Below are 25037 nucleotides of genomic sequence, written 5' to 3'. Positions count from 1 at the left end.
GGTTCCCGACGACGGGGGTGCGCGGGGACACCCCCGTCGGGGACGCCGTCCGGCCGGCGGTCCGGGAGAGGTCCGTACCCTGGCCGGGTGCTCTCCGCCGTCGGACCTCCGGTGACCGTCCGTGTCCCGGCCAAGGTCAACCTCCACCTCGCGGTGGGGGAACTCCGTCCCGACGGCTTCCACGACCTCGTCACCGTGTTCCAGGCCCTGAACCTGTTCGACGAGGTGTCGGTGGTGGCCGCCCACACCGCCCAGAGCCGCGGGCCGGTCACCCACATCGGTCCCGGCGGGCCCGGCGTCGAGCTGCTCGGCGACGTCGACGCCGAGGCGGCCGGGGTCCCGCTCGACGCCACCAACCTCGCCTGGCGGGCCGCGGTGGCGCTGGGGGAGGAGGTCGGGCGGGAGCCCGACGTGCGCATCGGCATCCGCAAGGCGATCCCCGTGGCGGGCGGGATGGCGGGCGGCAGCGCGGACGCCGCCGGCACGCTGCTCGCGCTCGCCACCCTCTGGCGGCTCGACATCGGGCGCGAGGGGCTCATGGAGGTCGCGGCGCGCGTCGGCAGCGACGTCGCCTTCGCCCTGCACGGCGGGACCGCCCTCGGCACCGGCCGCGGGGAGAACCTCGTCCCGGTGCTCTCCCGGCACACCTTCCACTGGGTGGTGGCCCTGCAGGACCACGGGCTCTCCACCCCCGCCGTCTTCGGCGAGCTCGACCGGCTGCGCGCCGCGTCCGACGTGAAGCGCATCGGCGACGTCGAGCCGGTCCTCGAGGCCGTGGCCTCCGGGGAGGCGCGCTCGCTCGCGCTGCTGCTCGGCAACGACCTGCAGGCCGCCGCCGTGAGCATGGACCCGGGGCTGCGGCGCACGCTGCGGGCCGGGGTCGCGGCGGGCGCCCTCGCCGGGGTCGTCTCCGGCTCCGGACCCACCTGCATCTTCCTGTGCACTGACGGCCCCACCGCGGTGCGCGTGGCGGCCGAGCTCGCCGGGGCCGGCGTGTGCCGCACGGTGCGCGTGGCCCACGGCCCCGTCCCCGGGGCCAAGGTGATCGACGGCGACCCGGCCCGTCCGCCCCGCGGCGGCCCGCCCGCGTCGGATCCCGGCCCGAACATGTACGCCTGAAAGGCTATCCGTGCCCAACCTCGTCAACCTCGAGAACGTCGCCATCTCCTTCGGCGGCCCGAAGCCCGTGCTCGACGGCGTCTCCCTCGGCATCGACTCCTTCGACCGCGTCGGGGTCGTCGGCCGCAACGGGGGCGGCAAGTCCACGCTGATCTCGATCCTCGCCGGCCTGCAGCTTCCCGACGAGGGCCGGGTCAGCCCGGTGCGCGGGCTGCGGATGGCGGCGGTGACCCAGCAGTCGCAGCCGAAGGGCGCCACGGTGCGGGCCTCCGTCCTCGGCGGGGAGGTCCCCGACCACGAGTGGGCGGCCGACGCGCGCTCGAGGACCGTGATCGAGGGCCTCCGGCCCGGCGGCGGCCGCGGCCTGGACGCGTCGGTCGAGGGCCTCTCCGGGGGCGAGCGGCAGCGGATCGCGCTCGCCGCGGCGCTGGTGCAGGACCTCGACCTGCTCGTGCTCGACGAGCCGACCAACCACCTCGACGTCGAGGGCGTGCGTTGGCTCGCCGCTCACCTGCTCGCCCGGCGCACCGCGGTCGTGGTCGTGACGCACGACCGCTGGTTCCTCGACACCGTCGCCTCCCGCACGTGGGAGGTCGTCGACGGCAAGGTGGAGCAGTTCGAGGGCGGCTACAACGACTGGATCTACGCCCGCGCCGAGCGGACCCGCCTCGCCGACGCCGCGGAGCAGCGTCGTCAGAACCTCGCCCGCAAGGAACTGGCCTGGCTGCGCCGTGGCCCGCCCGCGCGGACCTCGAAGCCGAAGTACCGCATCGAGGCCGCGGAGGCGCTGATCGCCGACGTGCCCGAGCCGCGGAACTCGGTCGAGCTGGTGACGATGGCCCGCCACCGGCTGGGCCGCACGGTCATCGAGCTCGAGGACGCCACGCTGACGGTGCCCAGCGATCCGCCGCGCACGATCGTCGACCGCCAGACCTGGCGGATCGGCCCGGGCGACCGCATCGGCATCGTCGGGATCAACGGCTCGGGCAAGACGACGCTGCTGCGCGCGATCGCGGGGGAGCGGGCGCTCGACGACGGCAAGCGCGTGCAGGGGACGACCGTGCGCCTCGCGCACCTCTCCCAGGACCTCTCCGACCTGCCGCTGCACCGCCGGGTGCTGCAGGCGGTGGAGGACGTCGCCGAGCGCGTGTTCATCGGGGGCCGGGAGCACACCGCGTCGGCGCTGGCCGAGCGGTTCGGGTTCACGGCCGCGCAGCAGTGGACGCCCGTCTCGGACCTCTCCGGCGGCGAGCGGCGGCGGCTGCAGCTGGTGCGCCTGCTGATGACCGAGCCGAACGTCCTCATGCTCGACGAGCCCACCAACGACCTCGACGTCGACACCCTCCAGCAGCTCGAGGACATCCTCGACGGCTGGGCCGGGACGCTCGTCGTGGTGAGCCACGACCGCTACCTCACCGAGCGGGTGTGCGACCGCGTGGTGGCGCTGTTCGGCGACGGGATCATCACCGACCTGCCCGGCGGCATCGAGGAGTACCTGCGCCGGCGCGACCAGCAGGTCGACGTCTCGGCCACCGCCACGGTGGCGTCCTCCTCGGCCCCGAACACCTCGGCGGAGGTCGACCGCCGCGCCGCCCGCAAGGAGATCGGCCGGATCGAGCGGCGCATCGAGAAGCTCGACACCCGGGAGAAGCAGCTGCACACGCTGCTGGCCGACGCCGCGAACGACCGCGCCAGGCTCATGGAGCTCGACGCCGAGCTGCGGGCCCTGATCTCCGAGCGCGAGGGCCTCGAGGAGGCCTGGCTCGAGGCGAGTGTGGACTGACGTCCTCGTGAGCACTTTCCGGGGCTATGACCCCGGAAAGTGCTCACCGGCGCGGAGCGCCCACGGAACATCCGCACCGCGGAACCCGTTGGGCGCGGCATGAGCACGACGGCACTGAACTGGACGGTGGAGGGGCCGGTGACCCCGGCCGACCGGTGGATCCGCGCGACCTTCCTGTTCGACCTCCACGACTACATCACCGCCGCGCGCGAGCTGGAGGCGCTGGCGGCCGACGAGCCCGCCACGGCGGCCGTCCGCCTGCTGCTGGCCCGGGCCTACTACCACTCGGCCCAGCTCGGACGGGCCGAGCAGACCCTGCGTGACCTGCTCGCGGACGCCCCGTCCGACGGGTACGCGCACCTCCTGCTCGGCCGGACGCTGCAGCGCGGGTCCCGCCACGACGAGGCGACGCCGCACCTGCGGCTGGCCGCCGCGATGGGTGTCGCGCCCGCCTGACCCGTACTCCGGGGCCGCTCACGCAGGGCGGCCCCGGAGTCGGCGGATGGCGAGGAGGCCGCCGATCGCGGGGACGAGGCAGAGCACCGTCGCCCGCGAGCGCCACCCGGCCCGGCTCACGGTGAGCGCGATCGCCGCCAGGTAGGCGCAGCCGTGGACCGGGCCCATCAGCGAGGCGACCGCGGGGGCGTGGACCGTCGCCAGGTTCGCCAGCAGCACGACGAGGCTGACCAGCTCCACCGTCGCGGCGATGCGCAGGGGTGCGGACGGCATCAGACCCCCGTGCTTGAGCCGGGCCGCACGATCATCAGCACCGTCACCGTGGCCCACAGCAGGTTGAACATCCCCGTCGCGCCCGCCAGGCGACCGGCCAGTTCGCCGACCCGCGCCCGGTCCGTGCCGACGGTGTCGAGCAGCGCGCGCTGCTGCGGCAGGATCCGCAGCGCGAGCAGGCCGGCGGCCGCCAGCGTCAGGACGATCGAGACGAGCACCCAGGGGTCGGTCAGCACGCCCATCGACGACGCCGTGGCCAGGCCGAAGACCGGGACGGCGATCCCGACGAGGGCGTAGGTCCGGCAGATGCGGACCAGCACCGGCAGCCGCCCGGCGTCGGCGACCTCCCCGCCGTCGGCCACGGCCCGGCGGGCCTCCGCCGGGACCATGCTCGCCGCCACGCACACCGGACCGATCGCGAGGATCGCGGCGAGGACGTGGACCGAGAGCAGGACCGCGGTCACGCGCCCACCACCGCCGCCCCGGCCGCGCACCGCGCGAGGGCGAGGACGTCGAGCGGGTCGAAGCCGTCGGACAACGCGATCTGGACCAGCATGTCCGTCTCCTCTGCGGTCGTCATGCAGTTTCAGTCTGACTGTAACTCTAGACTGCCGCACCGTGACCCGTAGCTCGCCGCCCGACGGGGACGGCGGTCCCCCCGCGAGCCCGGCGTTCCTGCTGATCGCGCTGGGCCGGCGCGTCCGCGAGCAGGTGGAGACGGAGCTGAAGGCCGAGGGGATGTCCCTGCGCCACCTCTCGGCGCTCGGCCACCTCGCGTCGAGCCCGGGGCTCTCCTACAGCGAGCTGGCTCGCCGGGCCGGCATCACCCCGCAGAGCATGCAGGCGACGCTGAACGCGCTCGAGGCCCGCGGCGCCGTCGAGCGCGTCACCGAGGCGGGGCGGGGTCGCACCGCCGAGCTCCGCGTCACGGCCGAGGGCGACCGGCTGCGTCGCGCCGCGCGACGGGTCGTCGCGGAGGTCGACGAGGGACTCCGTGCCCAGCTCGGGGACGCGTCCACCGACGAGCTGACGACGGCGCTGCGCACGCTCCTCCCGAGGCCACCACAGGTGAACTAAAGTCGGTTCGGTAACGCGCGTCGACGGAGGAGGACACCGTGATCGCCTACCGGATGGTGGCTCCCGGCCGGGCCGGGCTGACCGAGGTGCCGACGCCCGAGCCGGGGCCGGCCGAGGTGCGGCTCGACGTCCTCGCCGCCGGGGTCTGCCACTCCGACCTCGCGGTGCTCGACGGCGGGGCCGGGGCGGCGTGGGCGCTGCCGTTCACACTCGGGCACGAGGTCTGCGGTCGGGTCGCGGCCCTGGGGGCGGAGGTCGAGGGGCTCCGGGTGGGGCAGCAGGTCGTCGTCCACGCGCCGTACGGCTGCGGTGGGTGCCCCCGCTGCTCCCGGGGCCGGACGAACTACTGCGACCACCGCCGCACGCTGCCGGCGGCGGGCCTCGGGCTCGGGGTCGACGGCGGGATGGCGGACGCGCTGGTCGTCGACCGGCACCGGGTCGTGGACGCCGAGGGTCTGGACCCGGTCGTCGCGGCGACGCTGACCGACGCGGGCCTCACGTCCTTCCACGCCGTCGAGGGGAGCCGCGAGGCGTTGTCGGAGTCGGGCGCGATCGCGGTCGTCATCGGGGTCGGCGGCCTCGGACACCTCGCGATCGGCATCCTCCGCGCGCTCGGCGGAGTCACCGTCGTCGCGGTCGACACCCGGGAGGAGGCCCTGGACCTGGCGCGGGAGTGCGGGGCGGACGCGGCCGTGGGCCCGGCCGACGCCCCCGCGGCCGTGGCGGCCGCCCGGGGGAGCGGGGCCGACGTGGTGTTCGACTTCGCGGGGGCGCAGAGCAGCCTCGACCTGGCCGTGTCGCTGCTGCGGACCGCGGGCGAGCTGGTGGTCGTCGGCAGTGGCGGCGGGAGCGTGGCGGTGTCCAAGCCGGGGGTGCTGCCCTCCGGGGCCCGGCTCCGGCTGCCCTTCTGGGGCTCGCGGCCCGAGCTCGCTGCCGTCGTCGACCTCGCCCGCGGTGGGGGGCTGACCGCGCGGACGACGGCCTTCGCCCTGGCGGACGCGGACCGCGCGTTCGACCAGCTGCGCCGGGGGCGGATGGTCGGGCGCGCGGTCCTCGTCCCGGGACACGCCGGCTAGCGGGCCGACCAACCGCCGTCGACGAAGACTTCCGAGCCGGTGGTGTACCCGGAGTCGTCGCCGGCGAGGAAGGCCACGGCCGCGGCGACCTCCTCCGGGCGCCCGAGCCGGCCCATCGGGGTGTTGGCCAGCATCGCGGCGTGCCGCTCGGTGCCCGCGTAGCGCCCCAGGAGCGCGGTCGTCCCGATGAAGGCGGGGACGACCGCGTTGACCCGCACGCCGCGCTGCGCCCAGTGCAGCGCGGCGTTCATCGTCATCGACCGGACGGCGCCCTTGGCGGCGGCGTAGGAGAAGCTGTTCGCGAGCCCGCCGGTCGCGCCGAGGATCGAGCCGACGTTGACGATCGACCCGCCCCCGCCGCGCTCGATCACGGGCCCGACGTGCTGCATCCCGAGCCAGGTGCCCCGCTGGTCGACCTCGAGGACCTGGTCCCAGCGCTCGCGCGTCTCGGTCTCGACGGTGCCGGTGCTCCCGATCCCCGCGTTGTTGACCAGGACGTCCACCGTGCCCCACCGGTCCTGCAGCGCGCTCACGACCCGCTGCCAGTCGTCCTCCCGGGCGACGTCCAGGGCGAGGACGGTCGTGTCCCCGCCCAGGGACGCCGCGACGTGCTCCAGCGCGGACCCGTCGACGTCGGTGAGGGCCACCGAGGCGCCCTCGTCGAGCAGCCGGCGCGCGATCGCGGTGCCGAGCCCCCCGGTGGCGCCGGTGAGGACGACCCGTCGACCCTCCAGTCCGCGCACGGTGGTCACCGGTCCGCGGGGGTGGGCACGGCCGGGGTGACCGGGGCGTCGGCCGCGGCCGGCGCGACGCCGCTCGCGAGCTCCTTGCCGGAGCTCTCGTGGATGGCGAGCAGCACGAGGAGCCCGACCGCCGCGGCGAACACGGCGTAGAAGGCCGGGGCGATCGTGACGCCGGTGGCCGCGACGAGGGAGGCCGCCACGAGGGAGGCGGTCCCGGTGCCGATGATGCCGCCGAGGTTGAAGCCCAGGGACACCCCGGAGTACCGGACCCGCGTCGGGAACAGCTCCGCGTACATCGTGTAGACGACCCCCTGCTGGATGGCGAAGGGGACGTTGAGGATCAGCGCGGCGACGACGGCGAGCGCGAGGGAGCCCTGCTGCATGAGCCAGAAGCAGGGCACGGACAGGACGACGAAGCCGACCATGCCGGTGGCGAGCAGACGCTTGCGCCCGAAGCGGTCGCTCAGCGCGCCGGCCCACGGGATGATCCCGATGGGGACCAGGATGATGAGGACCGTGAGCCAGAGGCTGCTCGAGAGCGAGTACTTCAGGACGCCCGAGAGGTGCACCACCAGGTAGATCGACGCGAGGGCACCGGTGGTCAGCGTCGAGTACGCCAGGCCGATGAGCCGGAACAGGCCCCCCTTGTGGTCGCGCACGACCTCGGTGAGCGGTGCCTTCGGCGGCGCCGCCTCCTCGACCATCTGCAGGAACAGCGGCGAGTCCTCCACCTTGAGCCGGTAGATCACGGCGGCGACGAGCAGCGGTGCGGCGATGAGGAACGGCACGCGCCAGCCCCAGGCGGCCATCTGCTCGGCGGTCGTCAGGGCGCTCACGGTGCCCACGACGGCGGCGGCGCCGGCGAGGCCGATCGCGACCCCGATCGAGGTCGCGGACCCGAACAGCCCCCGTCGCTTCGACGGGGAGGACTCGGTGGACAGCGACACGGCGCCGCCGACCTCTCCGCCCGCCGACAGTCCCTGCAGCAGGCGCAGGACGGTCAGCAGGATCGGGGCCGCGACGCCCACCGAGGCGTAGGTGGGGAGGAGACCGGTGAGCGTGGTGGCGATCCCCATGAGGGCGACCGTCGCGAGGAGCACCGTGCGCCGGCCCCGCCGGTCGCCGAGGCGACCGAAGAGCAGGCCGCCGATCGGCCGGATGACGTACGCGCCGGCGATCACCCCGAGCGTCGACAGGAGCGCCACGAAGCCCTGGGTGGCGGGGAAGAAGAGCTTCGCGAGGACGACCGCGAGGGAGCCGTAGATCGCGAAGTCGTAGTACTCGATGGCCGTGCCCACGGCCGCGGCCGTGCTGGCCCTGCGGGCGACCACGTCGCGGTCGCTCCGGGTGTTCGTCGTCATGCGGCGCTCCTTCGCGCTCCGCCGCCAGGACCCTTCGTCACCGCGGCGAGGCGACGGTAGCCACCAAACTGACATCAGTTCAAGTAGCACCATGAAGCCGATCACTGGCCCTCGACCACGCTCGACCGGCCCGCGGCGCGGGGTTGACAGGGGCTCGTCGGTCGGCCCATGCTTTGACCTGAATTCAGTTCAACATGGAGGTTCCGATGGCTGCCGAGGACGACATCCAGTTCGAGCGGGACGGGCACATCGCGCGGGTCTGGTTCAACCGGCCGCACAAGCGCAACTGCATCACCGTGCCGATGCTGCACCGGCTCGACGAGATCATCACCGAGATCGAGGCGGACGACGAGATTCGCGCCGTGGTGGTCCGTGGCCGGGGGAACACCTTCTCCTCGGGCTTCGACCTCGACAGCCTGCAGGCCGACTTCATCGGCACGAGCACGGCGATGGACGTGGCCGTGGTCTCCGCGAAGGTGTGCGACCGCTTCTACAACATGTCCAAGCCGTCGGTCGCGGTCCTCGAGGGCTACGTCACCGCGGGCGGGTTCGAGGTGATGATCTCCTGCGACTTCGCGATCGCGGACGAGACCGCCCTCATCGGGGACTTCCACATCCGCCGCGCCCTGTTCGGCGGCGCGGGCCCGATCTACCGGCTCCCGCGCATGATCGGCATTCGCAAGACCAAGGAGCTCATGCTCACCGGCAAGCTCCTCACGGGCAAGCAGGCCGAGGCCTTCGACCTGGTCAACGCGAGCGCGCCGGCCGACCAGCTCGACGAGTGCGTCGAGGAGTTCGTCAGCCACCTGACGGACAAGAGCCCGTTCCAGATGAAGCTCACCAAGATGGCGGTCGACCGCGGCCTCGACGCCGACATCGCGTCGCTGATGGTCATGGAGCACCTCGCGGTCGGCGTGACCCTCAACTCCGACGACGCCGCCGAGGGCGTGGCGGCCTTCCTGGAGAAGCGCGACCCCAAGTGGACGGGTCGCTGACCCACGCACGACGACGCCGACGGCCCGCCCGGGCCGCCGGCGGGTCCGCCCGGGCCGACGACGATCCGGTGGGAGGAAACCGATGACCCAGCAGGCGGTGTCCGTGGACGCGGACCCGGAGCTCGCGGCCCGTGTCCGGGCGTCCCTGGGTGCGCCGGGCGCCGGTCCGTTGACCGTGCTCGAGGGCGGCCGGTCCGGGCTGACGTACGTCCTGCGCGACGGCGACGCCGGCGTCGTCGTGAAGGCCGTCCCACCGGGCCGGCCCGCCCGGGGACGCCACGACGTGCTGCGGCAGTCGCACGTGCTCTCGGCGCTCGCCGGGCACGGCCTGCCGGTCCCGGCGGTGCTGGCCCGCGACGAGGTCGAGCCCGCCTGGTTCGCGATGGAGCTCGCCGACGGCGAGGCCGTCGAGCCGGTGCTCGACGTCGCCACCGCGATCCCGCCGGACCTGGCGCACGAGCGCATGGTCGCCGCCGCCCGCGTCCTCGGCGCCCTGCACGCGGTGCCCACCGACCGGCTGGCCGACGACGTCCGCGCGGCGGGCGGCGTGCTGCCCGATCCGGCCGGACCCGGCGACGAGCTGGACCGGTGGGAGCAGACGATGCGGGCGGTGCCGGTGGAGCTCCGGCCCGGCTCCGAGGAGCTGCTCGGGGCGCTCCGCGAGGACGTCCCCGATGCCGTCACGCCGGTGCTGGTGCACGGCGACTTCCGGCTCGGCAACCTGCTGTGTCGGGGGACCACGCCCACCGCGCTGGTCGACTGGGAGATCTGGGGCGTCGGGGACCCGCGCATCGACCTCGGCTGGTTCGGGGTCTTCACCGACGGGACGCTCTTCCCCGGGGTCGGACGGACCGTCGAGGGCCTCCCGACCGAGGACGAGCTCGTCGCGCCCTACCGGGAGGGCGGCGGACCCGTGCTCGAGGCCGGACCCGGACGACGGTGGTTCCGCGCGCTCGCCCGCATGAAGATGGCCGCGATCATGGGGCACAACCTGCGCCGTCATCGCGAGGGCCGCCACCACGACCCGGTGCAGGAACAGCTGCCGCCGACCGTCGCGGCCCTCATCTCCTCCGCCCGCTCCCTGCTCGCCGGGGGTGCCGCGTGACCGCCGCGGCCCCGGCCGAGCTGTTCGACCTCACCGGCCGCACCGCCGTCGTCACCGGCGCCTCCTCGGGACTGGGGGCGCGCTTCGTCGAGGTGCTCGCCGCCGCCGGCGCGACCGTGTGGACCTCGGCCCGCCGCGACGCGAGGCTCCGCGAGCTCGCGGCGGGCCGCCCCGCGATCCGTCCCGTCGCCGCCGACCTCGGCACCGAGGACGGCCGGGAGTCGCTGGTCGCGGCGGTCCGGGAGGGCTCCGGGACGATCGACCTCCTGGTCAACAACGCCGGGGTCGACAGCGGGGCGAAGCCGGCCGACGAGACCTCGGCCGGGTTCGCCGAGGTCCTCGGCACCAACCTCGTCGGGCCGTTCCACCTGGCCCGGCTCGCCGCCGAGGCGGCCGGGCCGCAGGGGCTGGCGGTGATCAACGTCAGCTCGATCCTCGGGCTGGTCTCGGCCGCGCCGCTGGGCGGGGCGAGCTACGCCGCCTCGAAGGCGGGACTGCTGGGCCTGACCCGCGAGCTGGCGGGGCACTGGGGCGGGCGCGGGGTGCGGGTCAACGCGCTGGCCCCCGGCTGGTTCCGCACCGAGATGAACGAGGCGCTCTTCGACGACGAGCGCTCGGTGCGCTGGATCGGCCGCAACACGATGCTCGGGCGCGCCGGGGAGCCCGCGGAGCTCGATACCGCGCTGCTGTTCCTCGCCTCGCCCGCCACCAGCTATCTCACCGGACAGATCCTCACCGTCGACGGAGGGTGGACGGCACGATGACCACCGTCAGCGAGACCGAGCTCGACGAGTTCACCGACCGCGCGCGGAAGTGGCTCGCCGAGAACGTGCCTCCCCGCGGGGAGGAGGGCCGCCGGTCGGTGGCCGTCTTCCACGACCTGCCCGACGACGACGAGCGCCGGCTGCTCGGGCGGATCCGGGACTGGCTGCGCACGAAGTACGACGCCGGCTACGGGGCTCTCTCGTGGCCTATCGAGCACGACGGCGCCGGCCTCTCGGCGCTGCACGAGGAGGCCTTCGCCGAGGCCGAGCGGGAGTTCGAGACGCCGGGTCAGCACGAGCTGACGTCGGTGTCGACGGCCCTGATCGCTCCGACCGTGCAGCTCTTCGGCACGCCGGAGCAGACCGCACAGCTGGTGCAGCCGCTCCTGCGCGGCGACACCACGGCCTGCCAGCTCTTCTCGGAGCCCTCGGCCGGGTCCGACCTGGCCGGGCTGTCCACCCGCGCGGTCCGCGACGGGGACGCCTGGGTGGTCACCGGGCAGAAGGTCTGGAGCTCCGGGGCGCAGTTCGCCGAGTGGGGCGAGCTGATCTGCCGCACCGACCCGGACGTGCCCAAGCACCAGGGGCTCACGGCGTTCCTCCTGCGCATGGACACCCCTGGCGTCGACGTACGGCCGCTGCGCCAGATGTCGGGCGGGTCGTCGTTCTGCGAGGTGTTCCTCGACGACGTCCGCGTCCCGGACGCGTGGCGGCTCGGGGAGGTCGGTGGCGGCTGGGGCGTCACGCTCGCGACGCTCGGCTTCGAGCGCGGGCACTCCGGCGCGAACGCCGACCTCGGGGGCGGCTTCGACCAGCTCCTCGACGACGCCCGCCGTTACGGCCGCCTCGACGACCCCGAGGTCCGGCGACTGCTCGCCGGTGTCTGGGCGGCCGAGAAGGTCGCCGCCGTGTCGGCCCGCCGCGACCGCGAGGCCCGTCTGGCCGGCGTGGAACCCGGCCCGATCGGGTCCCTGCGCAAGCTGGCGTGGACCCAGCGCCTCACCGCCGTGTCGGAGGCGGCCGCCGCGATCCTCGGGTCCCGGCTGATCGCCGACGCCGGCGACGGCAGCTACCGCTGGACCGAGCACGTCCTGGGCGCCCCGGGCTACCGGATCGCGGGCGGGTCGGACGAGGTCCAGCGCACGATCATCGCGGAGCGCCTGCTGGGGCTGCCGCCGGAACCCCGCGCCGACCGCGGCGTGGCGTGGAAGGACATCCCGAGATGAGCGCATCGGTGACCGAGGCCGTCGCGGCGGTCCGGGCGGACACGGCGCCGCTGGCCGGGCGGACCGCCCTCGTGACCGGCGGCTCCCGCGGCCTGGGGCGGGAGATCGCGATCGCGTTCGCCGCCGCGGGCGCGGACGTCGCGGTGGCCTCGCGGAAGAAGGACGCGTGTGCCGCGCTCGCCGAGGAGCTCTCGGCCGCGACGGGCCGCCGGGTGACCGCCCACGCGGCCCACGTGGGGCAGTGGGACCAGGTGGGCGACCTGCTCGACGAGGTCGAGCACGAGCTCGGGCCGGTCGACGTCCTGGTGAACAACGCCGGGATCGCCCCGACCTACCCCTCGCTCGACCAGGTCTCCGAGGAGCTCTTCGACAAGGTCTTCGCGGTCAACGTCAAGGGCCCCTTCCGGCTCACCGCGCTCGCGGGCCGACGGATGGCCGGGCGGGGCGGCGGGGTCGTCCTGAACATCTCGTCGATGGGGTCGGGCCGGCCCACGGCCGGGGACCTGCCGTACACCGCGGCGAAGGCGGCGCTGAACACGCTGACCGCCGGGTTCGCGCAGGAGTACGGGCCGACGGTGCGGGTCAACACGATCCTCGCCGGCCCGTTCGCCACCGACATCAGCCGGTCCTGGGACCCCGACGCGGTGGCGGCGATGGCCCGCAGCTGGCCGCTGGAGCGCGTGGGCGAGCCCGCCGAGATCGTCGGGGCGGCGCTCTACCTGTGCGGACCGCACGCGAGCTACACCACCGGCGCCCTGCTGGCCGTCGACGGCGGACGGCTGGCCGCGCCGTGAGCGCCCCGAGGTTCGTCGACCCGTCCCTGCTCACCGAGACCGCGGAGGGCCCCGCGCTGCGGGGGAGCCGCTGCCGCGACTGCGACGCGTACACCTTCCCCGCCCAGGACGGCTGCCCGCGGTGCACCGGCTCGGGCACCGAGGACGTCGCCCTGTCCCGCACCGGCACGCTGTGGTCCTGGACCAGCCAGGGCTTCCGCCCCAAGCCGCCGTACACCGGCACCGCGGAGCACGAGCCGTACGCCGTCGGCTACGTCGAGCTGCCCGGGCAGCTGATCGTGGAGTCGCGGCTGGTGGAGACCGACCCCGACCGCCTCGAGATCGGGATGCCGGTCGAGCTCGCGCTGGTCCCGTTCCGGACCGACGCCGACGGGCCGGTGCACACGTTCGCGTTCGTCGGGAGGGCGTCATGAGCGAGGTCGCGATCGTCGGGATCGGGATGCACCGGTTCGGGCGCACCGAGGGGGTGTCCGGGCGGGCGCAGGCCGTGCACGCGGCCCGCGGGGCGCTGCGCGACGCCGGGCTGCGGTTCTCCGACATGCAGTTCGGCTTCGGCGGGTCGCACTCCGCGGGCGACGCCGACACCCTGGTCTCCGAGCTGGGGCTGACCGGGCTCCCGTTCATCAACGTCGCCAACGGCTGCGCCACCGGCGGCTCCGCGCTCATCGCGGCCGACGCCGCGATCCGCTCGGGGCAGCACGACATCGGCATCGTCATCGGCTTCGACAAGCACCCGCGCGGGGCGTTCGACACCGACCCCGCCGAGCACGGCATCGGGTCCTGGTACGGCGAGACCGGGATGATGGTGACGACGCAGTTCTTCGGGATGAAGATCCAGCGCTACCTGCACGACCACGACATGAAGCCCGGGGTGCTGGCCGAGGTCGCCGCCAAGGCCTTCCGCAACGGCGCCCGCAACCCGATGGCCTGGCGGCGGAAGCCGATGGACGTCGCGGAGATCGCCGGCGCGACGATGATCTCGGACCCGCTGACGCAGTACATGTACTGCTCGCCGGCCGAGGGCGCGGTGGCCCTCGTGCTCTGCCGCGCCGAGGACGCCCGGCGCTACACCGAACGTCCGGTGTACCTGCGCGGGGCGACGTTCCGGAGCCGCCGCTACGGCTCCTTCGAGGTGTTCTCCCCGTGGCTCGCGACCGAGCGCGCCCCGTCCCCGACGGTCGAGTCCGCGGCCGCGGTGTTCGCGGCCGCCGGGATCGCGCCGTCGGAGGTCGACGTCGCCCAGGTCCAGGACACCGAGTCCGGCGCCGAGCTCATGCACATGGCCGAGACCGGTCTCTGCGAGCACGGCGAGCAGGAGGAGCTCATCGCCTCCGGCGCCACCGCGATCGAGGGCCGGCTGCCGGTCAACACCGACGGCGGCTGCCTCGCCAACGGCGAGCCGATCGGCGCCTCCGGGCTGCGGCAGGTCTACGAGAACGTGCTCCAGCTGCGCGGCGACGCGGGGGAGCACCAGGTACCGGGCGACCCGCAGGTCGGGTTCACCCACGTCTACGGCGCGCCGGGCATCTCCGCCTGCACCGTGCTCACACGCTAGGAGTCGCACGACATGAGTTGGGGATTCGAGTCCGAGCCCGAGGTGGCCCGGGAGCTGGAGTGGGTCGAGGAGTTCGTCCGCGAGGAGGTCGAGCCCGTCGACCAGGTCGTCGAGCACGCCTGGAACCCGCGCGACCCGGTGCGCAACGCGCTCATCCGCCCGTTGCAGCAGCAGGTGCGCGAGCGCGGGCTCTGGGCCGCGCACCTCCGTCCCGAGCTGGGTGGCCAGGGCTACGGGCAGCTGCGGCTGGCCCTGCTCAACGAGAAGCTGGGCCGCACCCACTCCGGCCCCGTCGTGTTCGGCTGCCAGGCGCCCGACTCCGGCAACGCCGAGATCCTCGCCCACTACGGCACCGACCACCTGAAGAAGACCTACCTCGAGCCGCTCATCGAGGGCGACATCGTCTCGAGCTTCTCGATGACCGAGCCGCACGGCGGGTCCGACCCCACCGGGTTCCGCACCACCGCCGTGCTCGACGGTGACGAGTGGGTCATCAACGGCGAGAAGTGGTTCTCCTCGCACGCCCTGTTCGCGGAGTTCCTCATCGTCATGGCCGTCACCGACCCGGACGCCGAACGCCACCGGTCCATGTCGATGTTCGTCGTGCCGGCGGACACCCCGGGGGTCGAGCGGGTCCGCGACGTCTCGGTGTGGGGGCACGACGAGCCCGTCGGCACCCACCAGTACCTGCGCTACACCGACGTCCGCATCCCCGCCGACCACATCCTCGGCGAGCGCGGCGAGGCCTTCGCGGTCGCGCAGACCCGACTGGGCGGGGGCCGCATCCACCACGCCATGCGCACCGTCGGGCTGGTGTCGGCCGCCTTCGAGATGATGAAGCGCCGCGCGGTCTCGCGGACGACGAAGGGCCGGCGGCTGGCCGACACCCAGCTCGTCCAGGAGATGATCGCCGACTCCTGGATCCAGCTCGAGCAGTTCCGCCTGCTGGTGCTGCGCACAGCGTGGCGGATCGACCAGTACGACGACTACCGCCGGGTCCGCGCCGACATCTCCGCGGTGAAGGCGGCGATGCCCAAGGTGCTCGCCGACGTCGCCGGGCGCGCCATCCAGATCCACGGCTCGCTGGGCATCTCCAAGGAGCTGCCCTTCGGCAAGTGGGTCCTGGAGTCCTTCCACATGGGGCTCGCCGACGGCGCGACCGAGGTCCACAAGATCAACCTCGCGCAGGCCCTGCTCCGCGGCACCGAGCCCGACGACGGCCTGTTCCCCCCGTACCTGCTGCCCACCCTGCGGGCGGAGTCGCGGGAGCGCTACGCCGAGGTCCTGGCCGCCGTGGCCGACGAGGAGGGGACGCCGTGAGCCTGCGCATCACGCCGGACGCCGACGCCGAGGACCTCCGGGCGGTCGTCCGGGACTTCCTGACCCGGCGGACCGAGCCGTCCGCCGATCCCGACCGGGGCTGGGACCCGGACGTGTGGCGCCGGTTCGCGGGCGAGCTCGGGCTGGTCGGCCTCGACGTTCCCGAGGAGCTCGGCGGGGCCGGGGCGAGCTTCCGGGAGGTCGCGGTGATCGCCGAGGAACTGGGACGCCGCCCGGTCCGGCTGCCGTGGTTCTCCACGGCGGTGCTCGGCGTCGGCGTGCTCCTCGCGCTCGACGGCACCGACGACCTGCGCCGCGAGCTGCTCGCCGACCTCGTCGAGGGGGGCCGGACCGCCACGTTCGCCCACCGGGAGGACCACGACGCGTGGGACCCCGACCGCGTCCGCACGCGCGCCGAGGGCGACGACGACCACGGGTGGCGGCTGACCGGGACGAAGCTCCAGGTCGTGGAGGGCGCGACCGCGGACCTGCTGTTCGTGGTCGCCGCCATGGAGGGGGAGCCGGCGGTGTTCGCCGTGGACGGCGACGCCGAGGGTCTCGTCCGCACCCCGCTGCGGGCGCTCGACCCGAACCGGCAGCTCGCCGACGTCCTGCTCGACGGGACGCCCGCGCGGCGCGTGGGTCACCCCGGGGACGCCCGGTACGCGGTCGAGCGGGTGCTCGACCGGGGGCGGGCGGCGCTGGCCTGCGAGCAGACCGGCGGCGCCATGGCCGCGATGGAGCTGTCGGTCGACCACGCCCGCCAGCGGGTGCAGTTCGGTCGCCCGATCGCGACGTTCCAGGCGGTCAAGCACCGCTGTGCCGACATGGCGGTCCGGGTGGAGGCCGCCCGGTCCGCGTCGGGGTGGGCGGCCGCCGCCCTGGCGGACGCTCCGCCGGAGGTCCCCGCGGCCGTCGCCACCGCCGCCCTGGTCTGCGGGGAGGCCTACGGCTGGGTGGCGGCCGAGACCGTGCAGGTCCACGGCGGGATCGGGTTCACCTGGGAGCACGTGGCCCACCTGCACGTGCGGCGGGCCGCGAGCAGTGCGGCGCTGCTCGGGACGGCCGGCGCGGACGCCCTGCTCGCCGCGATCGGGATCTGACGCGGTGAACCCGGTTCAGGTGCTGGCTAGGGTGGGTGCCACCAGCCAGCCGAAGGGGCCGAGCATGAGCATCGAGGCACTCACCGAGGTCGACGACGGCCCCCGGTCGAAGCGGCCCGCGATCCTGGCGGCCGCGGTCGAGTGCTTCGGGGAGACCGGGTACGAGGGCACCAAGTGGTCCGCGGTCGCCGACCGCGTCGGCATCGGCCAGACCGCGCTCTACCACTACTTCGAGTCCAAGGCCCACTGCCTGCTGACGGTCATGCGCCTGGGTCTGCGCAACTCCGACGTGGCGTTCCGCGAGGCCACCGACGGCGCGCCGACGGCGCTCGCCGGGCTCCGCGCGGCGGTCGGCGCGGCCTACGCGCTCTCGCCGCAGGACGTCCAGCAGAACCGGATCCTCGTCGCGAACATCGGGCTGCTCGCGGGCGCCCGGGTCTCCGCGCGCGAGGAGTCCGAGCGCGAGGCGTGCCGGGTGCTCGTGGCGCGCGTCGAGCGCAACTGGGTCGAGCTGATCGAGCGCGGGATCGCCGACGGGGAGTTCCCCGACCGCGACCCGCAGGTCATGGCGCGCAGCCTCCTGGGGCTGATCGTGGGCGTCTGGCGGTGGTACCGCCCCGGCGGCCCGCTCGACCTCGCCGACATCTCGACCTTCGTGGAGGGCTGCGCCGTCCGCATGATCGCCGGGCGCGACGAGACGCCCTGAGGTGCGACCGCCGGTCGCGCCGACCCACCCGTGACCGACGAGGAGGACGGCACCGTGGTCATCGAGGAGTACTACGAGCGGCTGGACGGCCCGGACCCCCTGCGGGGACTCGAGCTGGTCGACCCGGACGTCGAGTTCCTGATCGCGATCCCCGGGGCGGACGTCCGTGGGACCGGTCGGGCCGACCTGGAGGCCTACGTCGCGGGACGCCCGGCCGTCGGCCGCCGCCATCAGGTCCGGCGCAGCAGCGTCGACGGCGACCTCGAGATGGTCCACGGCATCGTCACCGAGGCCGACGGCCGCGGGACCGGCTCCTTCACCGCCACGGCCCTGGTCGTCGACGGCCGGGTCGTGCGCTACCAGGCGTTCTTCCGGCCCGACTTCGGCATGTTCGAGCTCCCGGCGGGCGGTGCCTGAGCGATGGAGATCGACGAGGTCCTCGCGACCACCCGCGCGGTCCGACGCCGCCTCGACCCGGGCCGCCCCGTGCCGGTCGAGCTCGTCCGGGAGTGCGTCGAGCTGGCGCTCCAGGCGCCGGCGGGCTCCAACGTGCCGCGCGCCCGCTTCGTCGTCGTGCGGGATCCCGACCTGCGTGCGCAGCTCGCCGGGATCTACAGCCAGGTCTACGAGGACACCTACCGCGGGTCCGAGGGCTACATCGGGCGCGTCGAGGTCGACGACCCGCAGGCCGCGCAGACCCAGGAGCGCACCGCTCGCAGCGCGGACGCCCTCGAGCGCGCGTTGCACGAGGTGGACACCATCGTCATCGCCTGCCTGGACGGCGCCCGGCTCGACCACGTCTCGGCCATGGCGAGCGCCTCCCTGCTCGGCGGCGTGCTGCCGGCGGTGTGGAGCTTCATGCTCGCCGCCCGCGCCCGCGGGCTCGGGACCTGCTGGACGACGATGCACCTGAACCGGGAGCGCGACGTCGCCGACCTGCTCGGCATCCCCTACGGACGCGTCCAGCAGGTGTGCCTGACCCCGCTGGCCTTCACCGTGGGCGAGCGGTTCGGCCGGGCGCGCCGACCCGCCGTCGACGACGTCGTCCACTGGGACGGGTGGGACGAGGCCCTGCCGAGCGCCCCCGACGTCCGCGGCCTCGCCGCCCGCTGACCGCTCTTGTCAGCCCGTGTCCTCGAACCTAGTCTCGGTACTGAAGTGAAGTCAGCTCAACTTGCTACACCGTCAGAGAGGACGGCCGGGATGACGACCGACAGCCCGCCCGGGACCACGGCGCCCTTCCTCCGCCGCTGGTTCGCCAGCCTGGACGGGGACGCGCCGGACGACATCCTCGACATGATCGCCCCGGGCTTCCGCTTCTCGATCGTCTTCGGGACGGGCGGCGGGGCCGCGCGCGACTTCGCGGGGGGACGCGAGGCGATGGAGGGCTACCTCGCGCAGCGGGAGAAGGGCGTCCTGACGCACCACGTCCTCAGCGCTTCGACCGTCGGCCCGGACGAGCTCGTCCTCGGGCAGGCCCGCCGGGCAGGCGAGTTCGAGTCGACGTTCGTCGCCGCCGCGAGGCTGGGCCCGGACGGGCGGGTCACCGACCTGATGATCGGCCGCTCGCCGGAGCTCGACGTCGAGGCCACCGGTACCGACACCCCGAGGAGTCGATGATGTTCAACCTGGTCCTGCTGGCCGCGCGTCCCCCCGAGTGGACCCACGACCAGTTCATCTCCTGGTGGCGCGGCGAGCACGCCGAGATGACCTACCCCCTGCCCGGTCTCCGGGCGTGGCGGCACACGGCCGTCTCGAGCGCCCTCGAACCGCGCTCGGAGGGCTGGGACGGCCTGTCCGTCCTCACCTTCGACGACGAGGAGGCCGCGCGCGCGGCGCTGGCCAGCGACGAGTGGGCCGCGGCCGTGAGCCACGTCGGCTCCATGCGCGGGAAGCGGATCGCCCTGCTCGGCGACGAACGCGAGATGTTCCGGGACGGGCGATGAGGCAGCTGGTCGCCGACCTCGACCGGCGGGCCGCCGACGCGCCCGACGACGTCGTCGCCGTGGACGCCGACGGGCCGCACCGGCTCGCGACCGTCCTGGCGCGGGCCGACGAGTTCGCGGCGCAGCTCCGGGCCCGCACGGGACCCCGTCCGACGCTGATGGTGCAGGCCGACAACTCGGTCCGGACGGTCGTCGCGGCGCTCGCGGTCGGCCGGCTCGACGGCACCCTCGCCCTGATCAGCCACCACACCACGCGCCAGGAGTTCGTCGCGGCGTGCGAGGACGTCGACCCGGACGCCGTCGTCGTCTCGCCCGCCGTCTCCGCGGAGCTGGCGCTCCCGGAGCACCGGCCCGTGGACGGCGAGGCCCTCGAGGGCTGGCACCTCGCGGCCCGCCCGGCCCGCCCCGCGGAGCGCTGGCGCGGCGGCGCGGTCATCGGCCTGACGTCGGGATCGACGGGCCGGGCCAAGGGCGTCGTCCAGACCGAGGACGCCCTGCGCTACGCCGGCCGGGCCACGATCGACGCCTCCGGCCTGCGCCCGGGCGACACCGTCGCCGCCCTCGTCCCCCTGTCCTCGGCCGCCGCCGTCTGCTTCGGGCTCTACCTGCCGCTCCTGCTCGGCGGCCGCGTCCTCCTGCTGGACCGCTGGGACGCGGCCGGGGCGGTCGACCTCATGGCCGAGTACGACGCGCGGTGGACGATGTGCGTGCCCACCATGGCGCTGCAGATGGGTGCCGCGGCCCGCCGCGGAGGCGAGCTGCACGCGATGACGGCCATGACCGTCGGGGGCGGCCCCATGGACGCCGGCGCCCTCGGCCGGGCCGAGCAGCGTCTCGGTACCCGGTTCCTGCGGGTGTTCGGCATGTCGGAGTGCCTCGGGCACACCACCTCCCTGCCCGGCGACGCCGCGGAGGTCCGGCTCGGGACCGACGGCACGCCCTTCCCCGGCACCGAGCTGCGGGCCGTCGACGAGGCCGGGGAGCCGCTGCCCCCGGGCTCGACCGGCCGGGCGCAGGTGCGCGGGCCGTCGCTCTTCGTCGGCTACGCCCGCGCCGGCGAGGTCGTCCCGCCCGCCCTGACCGACGACGGCTTCCTCCCGACCGGCGACCTCGTCGAGATCGCGCCCGACGGCACCGCCTCGATCCGGGGCCGGGAGAAGGAGATCATCATCCGCGGGGGCCGCAACATCGACGTCTCCGAGGTGGAGGCCGCCGTGGCCCGGCACCCGCACGTCGACCAGGTCTGCGTGGTCCCGGTGCCCGACGAGGTGCTCGGGGAGCGGGTCGCCGTCCTGGTCGTCACCGACCGGGACGACCTGGAGCTCCCGGAGCTGCAGCGCCACCTCGGCGACCTCGGCCTGACCAAGGGCAAGTGGCCGGAGTACGTGTTCCGGGTGGGGACGCTCCCGCAGAACCGGGTCGGCAAGCTCTCCCGCGCCGACGCCGCGCGCATGGCCCACGAGATGCGCGAGGGGGCCCGGGCGTAGGTGGGGTCCTCGCCGATCCCCGCCGTCGGACCGAGGCGCGGTGGACGATCGCGTAGGCGTCCTGGAGTCCCGACGATGGGCGCGGGCGCCTCGGCCGCCCAGGCTCGGGTCATGGACATCGCGGTACTGGCGGGGACGGGCAAGTCGGGGCGGCGGCTCGCGTCGACGTTGCGGGTGGCGGGCCACCGGGTCCGCGTGGCCGGGCGGCGCGGCCCGGTGCGGTTCGACTGGGACGAGCCGGCGACGTGGCGCGGCGTGGTCGTGGGCGCCGACGCGGTGTACGTCGTCGCCCCGTTCGCCGACCCCGATCCGATCAAGCCGTTCGTCGACGAGGCGGTCGCTGCCGACGTGCAACGGCTGGTGATGATCTCGGGCCGGGGGCTCGAGCACTTCGCCGGCCACTTCGGCGACACCATGGCCGTGACGGAACGGGCGGTCCTCGCCACGGGGCGCGGCACGATCCTGCGGGCGTCGAACTTCGCCCAGAACTTCACCGAGGACGTGCAGACCCCGGGCGTGCGCGCCGGACGGCTCGCGCTGCCCGGAACAGGGATCGCGGACTCCTTCGTCGACCTGGTCGACGTCGCGGCCGTCGCCGCGCGGGTGCTCACGGAGGACGGGCACGAGGACCGGACCTACGAGCTGACCGGCCCGGACGTGCTGACGTTCGAGCAGGCCGTCGACGTCCTCGCCGCCGCGTCCGGCGGGGAGATCAGGTACGAGGCGGTGGCCCCCGACGACTACGCGGCCGAGCTGCGTGCCGAGGGCGTGGACGAGTTCGCGGTCCGCGAGCTCGTGGGTCTGTTCACCGTCATGGCCGAGGGCCACATGAACGGCGTGAGCGACGACGTCCCCCGCCTGCTCGGCCGGCCCGCCCGCGCCTTCACGGACTGGGCGGTCGAGCAGGCCGCGCTCGGGGCGTTGGGCTGACCGGCCGGCAGCCGCGAAGAGCCCGGCCCCGTGATCAACAGGCCCTCACGTCGCTCGGAGGGGGCCGGGGAGACCCGTGAGGGTCCGTTGATCATGGGTTGCGGCGTGGGATGCCCGCAGGACGGACCGCCGTCCGGGCTGACCGTGTGCGCGCCGCAACGCTCACCGGCCGCGGTGCCCGGCGCGGTCGCCGCCACCGGGCTCGTGTGCCTGCACGCCGCTCCCGCGGCCCGCTACTTCCCGCACCCCGGGGTCCGCTACCGCCCCGTGGCGGGCGGCCCTGCGAGGTCGCGGTCGCCACCCGCGAGGGCGACGAGCGACCGGCGGTCACGGCGTTCCGGGCGACCGCGCGGGCGGTCGCCGGAGCCGGCTGAGGCCCGACCAGGTCAGGCCCGGACGGCGGCGCGGAACCGGAAGCGGTCGCCGTTGCTCTCGACGGTGACGTCGACGAAGCCGGCGGTCCGGAGCCGCCGCTCCAGGTCGGCCGGCTCGGACGGGGCGAAGACGTCGCCGACGTGCAGGGCGCGTCGGGACGGGGTGTCCTGCCCGTCGGTGCCCATCAGGAACCCGCCCGGGCGCAGCACCCGCGCGGCCTCGGCGAGCACGAGGTCCTGGAGCGCGTGGGTGGGGACGTGGTGCAGCATCGTGAAGCACGCGACGGCCGAGAAGCGGTCGTCGGCGAACGGCAGGGCCGTGGCGTCCGCCGTGACCACCTCCACCGCGTGCCCGGCCATGCGCGCCTCCAGGGCGGTCGCGAGGTCGGGGTCGATCTCGACCGCCGTGACCTGGGCGGCGCGGTCGACCAGCAGGTCGGTGACCAGGCCCGGGCCCGCACCGAGCTCGAGCAGGTCCTCGCCGAGGTCCTCGTCGCCGAGGACCCAGGGCAGGAGCTCGTCCCGCACCAGGGCCGCCCACTCGGCGCTCGCGCACAGCCGGAGGTGTTCGTCGTTCACGGGTGTCCGCCTCTCGTCGACCGGTCCGCACCAGCATGGCGGGGCCGTCCCGCTCCACCCCGCCCGGTCACCGGAGGATCAGTCGCGCAGCATCGCGACGTCGCTGACCATCACGACGTGCTCCTGCATGGCCCGCGCGGCCCCCTCCGCGTCGCCCGCGCGGATCGCCTCGGCGACCCGCCGGTGCCCGTGCAAGGAGTCGGCCGGACGCTCGGGCTGCGACAGGGACGCGATCCGCGTCTCCCGGATCAGGTCGCTGATCTCGGCCATGAGGCGCGCCAGCAGACCGGAGTGGCCGGCGGCGGTCACCGCCGCGTGGAAGCGCTCGTCCCCCTCGACCCCCCGGCCGCCCGCGGCCACGTCGCGCTCCATCACCTCGAGCGCCTCGTCGATGGCCGCGAGGTCGGCGTCGGTGCGGCGCTGTGCGGCGAGGCCGGCGAGCTTGGTCTCGAGGGCGTCGCGCGCCTCGATGATCTCGGGGAGCTGCTGGGCGTGGCGGCGCAGCGCGTTGACGACCTTCGTCGAACCGACGGGTTCGACGAGGACCACCCCGTCGCCGTGGCGGACGGACACGAGGCCCGCGACCTCCATGGCCACGAGGGCCTGACTGACGGTCGCCCGGCTGACGCCCAGCCGGGTCGCGAGCTCCCGCTCGGGCGGGAGGTGGTCGCCGACCTGCAGCCCGTTGTCGGTGACCCAGGACTGGATCTGCGCGACGACCTGCTCGTAGAGACGTGGTCGGGTCACGGGGCGGAGGGTGTCGCCGGCTGCCATGCCCCGAGTCTATTGACACAGTGGTTCACACTGCTATTGGCTAGGCCACTGAGCCAACGAGCCAGTCGCCCCCGCCGTGGCTCACCGTCGAACCACCACCCGGGCCCGCGGGCCCCGGATCCGAGGTCCCGCCATGTCACCTGAGCTCGTCTCGATCATCGCGCTGGTCGCGTTGTTCGTCGTCGGCACCGTGCTGCCGATCAACATGGGAGCCCTGGGCTTCGTCGCCGCCTGGCTGGTGGGGATGTACTCCCTCGGACTCTCCGAGAGGGAGATCATCGGGGGGATCAGCGGAGACCTGATCCTGACCCTCGTCGGGGTCACGTACCTGTTCGCGATCGCCCGCAACAACGGGACCGTCGACCTGATCGTGCGGGCGGCGGTGAGATCGGTGGGCGGCCGGGTGGCACTCATCCCCTGGGTGATGTTCGGGGTCACCGCCCTGCTCACCGCGATCGGCGCCGCGAGTCCCGCCGCCTGCGCCATCATCGGCCCGATCGCCCTCGGGTTCGCCGGTCGTTACCGGATCAGCCCGCTGATGATGGGCATGCTCGTGGTGCACGGGGCCCAGGCCGGTGGCTTCTCGCCCATCAGCATCTACGGCGTCATCACCAACTCCGTGATGGCGGAGAACGGCCTGCCGGTCAGCCCGGTCGTCGTGTTCCTGGCCAGCTTCCTGTTCAACCTGGTGATCGCCGTCGCGCTCTTCCTGACCCTCGGCGGGCGCAGCCTCTGGTCGCGGCGCCTCAGCAGGGACGAGCTCGACGACGACCGCGGGTCCGAGGACGACGCCCCGGACGACGGCACCGGCACGACGACCACCGGCACCAGGACGCCCGCCGGCGGCGTCGCCACCGCGGAGGCGACCGGCACGACGACGACGCGGCGCCGGCTGCTCGACCAGGTCATCACCCTCGTCGCCTTCGCCATCGTCGCGTTCGTCGCGCTCGTGTTCGAGAAGAACATCGGCTTCACCGCGATCACGGCGGCCGTCGTGCTGACCGCGCTGTTCCCGAAGGAGCAGAAGGGCGCCATCAAGCAGATCGCGTGGCCGACGGTCCTCCTGGTGGCCGGGGTCAGCACGTTCGCCACCATCCTGAACGAGGCGGGCGCCCCCGAGGCGGTCGGCACCTGGGCCGCCACGCTCGGCACGGTCCTCATCGGGGCGCTGGTCCTCTGCTACGTCGGCGGCATCACCTCGGCGTTCGCGTCGTCGACCGCGCTGCTCCCGATCATCGTGCCGATCTCCGTCCCGCTGATCGCCACGGGCAACGTCAGCGCCGTCGCCGTGGTCGCGGCCCTCGCGATCGCCTCGACGATCGTCGACGTCAGCCCCTTCTCCACCAACGGCGCCCTCATGGTCGCCAACCGCCCCGACACCATCACCGAAGAGGCCTACTACGGCCAGGTCCTGAGATACAGCGTGCTGGTCACGCTGGTCGGACCCCTCGTCGCCTGGGCCGCCCTCGTGGTCCCCGGCTGGATCTGAGA

At 74.3% G+C, this 25037-nt stretch carries 28 protein-coding genes; 22 read left to right on the top strand and 6 right to left on the bottom strand.

Annotation, left to right across the window (positions count from 1 at the left end; translation table 11 throughout):
- Window positions 1-87 precede the first annotated feature (87 nt).
- The 3 genes from ACFPBZ_RS16610 to ACFPBZ_RS16600 all read left to right on the top strand — a co-directional run bounded on the left by ACFPBZ_RS16610 (window position 88) and on the right by ACFPBZ_RS16600 (window position 3358).
- Window positions 88-1119 carry a 4-(cytidine 5'-diphospho)-2-C-methyl-D-erythritol kinase gene (locus tag ACFPBZ_RS16610; protein ID WP_378037192.1) on the top strand — a complete coding sequence of 344 codons (1032 nt, stop codon included), beginning with the start codon at window positions 88-90 and terminating at the stop codon, window positions 1117-1119.
- 10 nt (window positions 1120-1129) lie between these two features.
- Window positions 1130-2902: an ABC-F family ATP-binding cassette domain-containing protein gene (locus ACFPBZ_RS16605; RefSeq protein WP_378037191.1), complete on the top strand. Its 1773-nt coding sequence runs from the start codon at window positions 1130-1132 to the stop codon at window positions 2900-2902.
- A gap of 99 nt (window positions 2903-3001) precedes the next feature.
- Window positions 3002-3358 (top strand): tetratricopeptide repeat protein, encoded by a 357-nt coding sequence (locus ACFPBZ_RS16600; RefSeq protein WP_378037190.1) that lies wholly within the window; start codon window positions 3002-3004, stop codon window positions 3356-3358.
- 18 nt (window positions 3359-3376) lie between these two features.
- Here ACFPBZ_RS16600 and ACFPBZ_RS16595 read toward each other — a convergent pair whose 3' ends face one another.
- Both ACFPBZ_RS16595 and ACFPBZ_RS16590 read right to left on the bottom strand, forming a co-directional pair.
- The gene (locus ACFPBZ_RS16595; RefSeq protein WP_378037189.1) at window positions 3377-3631 is read right to left on the bottom strand and encodes a DUF3817 domain-containing protein; all 255 of its coding nucleotides are present in this window, start codon (window positions 3629-3631) and stop codon (window positions 3377-3379) included.
- Complete coding sequence (locus ACFPBZ_RS16590; RefSeq protein ID WP_378037188.1) at window positions 3631-4095, bottom strand: hypothetical protein; 465 nt, start codon at window positions 4093-4095, stop codon at window positions 3631-3633. Before ACFPBZ_RS16590 ends, ACFPBZ_RS16595 begins: the two co-directional genes overlap by 1 nt.
- Window positions 4096-4249: 154 nt before the next feature.
- Here ACFPBZ_RS16590 and ACFPBZ_RS16585 point away from each other — a divergent pair, with 154 nt between their 5' ends.
- Together ACFPBZ_RS16585 and ACFPBZ_RS16580 are read left to right on the top strand one after the other, a co-directional pair.
- Complete coding sequence (locus ACFPBZ_RS16585) at window positions 4250-4708, top strand: MarR family winged helix-turn-helix transcriptional regulator (protein WP_378037187.1); 459 nt, start codon at window positions 4250-4252, stop codon at window positions 4706-4708.
- Window positions 4709-4746: 38 nt separating this feature from the next.
- Entirely contained in the window at window positions 4747-5784 is a 1038-nt protein-coding gene (locus ACFPBZ_RS16580) for an alcohol dehydrogenase catalytic domain-containing protein (protein WP_378037186.1), read from the top strand.
- Here ACFPBZ_RS16580 and ACFPBZ_RS16575 read toward each other — a convergent pair.
- Both ACFPBZ_RS16575 and ACFPBZ_RS16570 read right to left on the bottom strand, forming a co-directional pair.
- Complete coding sequence (locus ACFPBZ_RS16575; RefSeq protein WP_378037185.1) at window positions 5781-6527, bottom strand: SDR family NAD(P)-dependent oxidoreductase; 747 nt, start codon at window positions 6525-6527, stop codon at window positions 5781-5783. The genes ACFPBZ_RS16580 and ACFPBZ_RS16575 overlap by 4 nt on opposite strands.
- A 5-nt stretch (window positions 6528-6532) precedes the next feature.
- Window positions 6533-7888, bottom strand: coding sequence for an MFS transporter (locus ACFPBZ_RS16570; protein WP_378037184.1), 1356 nt, complete (start codon window positions 7886-7888; stop codon window positions 6533-6535).
- Window positions 7889-8094: 206 nt separating this feature from the next.
- On the opposite strand from ACFPBZ_RS16570, the gene ACFPBZ_RS16565 reads away from it, so the two are divergent.
- The 16 genes from ACFPBZ_RS16565 (at window position 8095) to ACFPBZ_RS16490 (ending at window position 21819) form a co-directional block, all read left to right on the top strand.
- On the top strand, window positions 8095-8883 hold the full coding sequence (locus ACFPBZ_RS16565; protein WP_378037183.1) for an enoyl-CoA hydratase/isomerase family protein: 789 nt from the start codon (window positions 8095-8097) through the stop codon (window positions 8881-8883).
- An 82-nt stretch (window positions 8884-8965) separates the two neighbouring features.
- A complete protein-coding gene (locus tag ACFPBZ_RS16560; protein WP_378037182.1) occupies window positions 8966-9988 on the top strand; it encodes a phosphotransferase family protein in 1023 nt (340 codons plus the stop codon).
- Window positions 9985-10752 (top strand): SDR family NAD(P)-dependent oxidoreductase, encoded by a 768-nt coding sequence (locus ACFPBZ_RS16555; RefSeq protein WP_378037181.1) that lies wholly within the window; start codon window positions 9985-9987, stop codon window positions 10750-10752. Before ACFPBZ_RS16560 ends, ACFPBZ_RS16555 begins: the two co-directional genes overlap by 4 nt.
- Window positions 10749-11978 (top strand): acyl-CoA dehydrogenase family protein, encoded by a 1230-nt coding sequence (locus ACFPBZ_RS16550; protein WP_378037180.1) that lies wholly within the window; start codon window positions 10749-10751, stop codon window positions 11976-11978. Before ACFPBZ_RS16555 ends, ACFPBZ_RS16550 begins: the two co-directional genes overlap by 4 nt.
- Window positions 11975-12772 carry an SDR family NAD(P)-dependent oxidoreductase gene (locus ACFPBZ_RS16545; protein WP_378037179.1) on the top strand — a complete coding sequence of 266 codons (798 nt, stop codon included), beginning with the start codon at window positions 11975-11977 and terminating at the stop codon, window positions 12770-12772. Before ACFPBZ_RS16550 ends, ACFPBZ_RS16545 begins: the two co-directional genes overlap by 4 nt.
- On the top strand, window positions 12769-13185 hold the full coding sequence (locus ACFPBZ_RS16540) for a Zn-ribbon domain-containing OB-fold protein (RefSeq protein WP_378037178.1): 417 nt from the start codon (window positions 12769-12771) through the stop codon (window positions 13183-13185). Before ACFPBZ_RS16545 ends, ACFPBZ_RS16540 begins: the two co-directional genes overlap by 4 nt.
- Complete coding sequence (locus tag ACFPBZ_RS16535) at window positions 13182-14327, top strand: thiolase family protein (RefSeq protein ID WP_378037177.1); 1146 nt, start codon at window positions 13182-13184, stop codon at window positions 14325-14327. The genes ACFPBZ_RS16540 and ACFPBZ_RS16535 overlap by 4 nt, the downstream gene beginning before the upstream one ends.
- Before the next feature lie 12 nt (window positions 14328-14339).
- The gene (locus ACFPBZ_RS16530) at window positions 14340-15647 is read left to right on the top strand and encodes an acyl-CoA dehydrogenase family protein (protein ID WP_378037176.1); all 1308 of its coding nucleotides are present in this window, start codon (window positions 14340-14342) and stop codon (window positions 15645-15647) included.
- A complete protein-coding gene (locus ACFPBZ_RS16525; RefSeq protein WP_378037175.1) occupies window positions 15644-16750 on the top strand; it encodes an acyl-CoA dehydrogenase family protein in 1107 nt (368 codons plus the stop codon). Before ACFPBZ_RS16530 ends, ACFPBZ_RS16525 begins: the two co-directional genes overlap by 4 nt.
- 64 nt (window positions 16751-16814) lie before the next feature.
- Window positions 16815-17456, top strand: coding sequence for a TetR/AcrR family transcriptional regulator (locus tag ACFPBZ_RS16520; protein ID WP_378037174.1), 642 nt, complete (start codon window positions 16815-16817; stop codon window positions 17454-17456).
- Window positions 17457-17486: 30 nt separating this feature from the next.
- The gene (locus ACFPBZ_RS16515; RefSeq protein ID WP_378037173.1) at window positions 17487-17873 is read left to right on the top strand and encodes a nuclear transport factor 2 family protein; all 387 of its coding nucleotides are present in this window, start codon (window positions 17487-17489) and stop codon (window positions 17871-17873) included.
- A gap of 3 nt (window positions 17874-17876) precedes the next feature.
- Entirely contained in the window at window positions 17877-18569 is a 693-nt protein-coding gene (locus ACFPBZ_RS16510) for a nitroreductase family protein (RefSeq protein WP_378037172.1), read from the top strand.
- 90 nt (window positions 18570-18659) lie between these two features.
- Window positions 18660-19076 carry a hypothetical protein gene (locus ACFPBZ_RS16505; RefSeq protein ID WP_378037171.1) on the top strand — a complete coding sequence of 139 codons (417 nt, stop codon included), beginning with the start codon at window positions 18660-18662 and terminating at the stop codon, window positions 19074-19076.
- Window positions 19076-19402 carry an EthD domain-containing protein gene (locus ACFPBZ_RS16500; protein ID WP_378037249.1) on the top strand — a complete coding sequence of 109 codons (327 nt, stop codon included), beginning with the start codon at window positions 19076-19078 and terminating at the stop codon, window positions 19400-19402. Before ACFPBZ_RS16505 ends, ACFPBZ_RS16500 begins: the two co-directional genes overlap by 1 nt.
- Entirely contained in the window at window positions 19399-20889 is a 1491-nt protein-coding gene (locus tag ACFPBZ_RS16495) for a class I adenylate-forming enzyme family protein (protein ID WP_378037170.1), read from the top strand. Before ACFPBZ_RS16500 ends, ACFPBZ_RS16495 begins: the two co-directional genes overlap by 4 nt.
- Before the next feature lie 111 nt (window positions 20890-21000).
- The gene (locus tag ACFPBZ_RS16490; protein WP_378037169.1) at window positions 21001-21819 is read left to right on the top strand and encodes a Rossmann-fold NAD(P)-binding domain-containing protein; all 819 of its coding nucleotides are present in this window, start codon (window positions 21001-21003) and stop codon (window positions 21817-21819) included.
- A 386-nt stretch (window positions 21820-22205) separates the two neighbouring features.
- Here ACFPBZ_RS16490 and ACFPBZ_RS16485 read toward each other — a convergent pair whose 3' ends face one another.
- Window positions 22206-22772, bottom strand: a complete 567-nt coding sequence (locus tag ACFPBZ_RS16485) for a class I SAM-dependent methyltransferase (RefSeq protein WP_378037168.1) — start codon at window positions 22770-22772, stop codon at window positions 22206-22208.
- Between the two features lie 78 nt (window positions 22773-22850).
- Window positions 22851-23519, bottom strand: a complete 669-nt coding sequence (locus ACFPBZ_RS16480) for a FadR/GntR family transcriptional regulator (RefSeq protein ID WP_378037167.1) — start codon at window positions 23517-23519, stop codon at window positions 22851-22853.
- Between the two features lie 160 nt (window positions 23520-23679).
- On the opposite strand from ACFPBZ_RS16480, the gene ACFPBZ_RS16475 reads away from it, so the two are divergent.
- Window positions 23680-25035: an SLC13 family permease gene (locus ACFPBZ_RS16475; protein WP_378037166.1), complete on the top strand. Its 1356-nt coding sequence runs from the start codon at window positions 23680-23682 to the stop codon at window positions 25033-25035.
- Window positions 25036-25037: the final 2 nt, after the last annotated feature.

It is taken from the genome of Actinomycetospora atypica, from assembly GCF_042653685.1.
GTDB classification, from domain to species: domain Bacteria; phylum Actinomycetota; class Actinomycetes; order Mycobacteriales; family Pseudonocardiaceae; genus Actinomycetospora; species Actinomycetospora atypica.
This window is presented reverse-complemented; position numbering and strand designations above follow the sequence as displayed.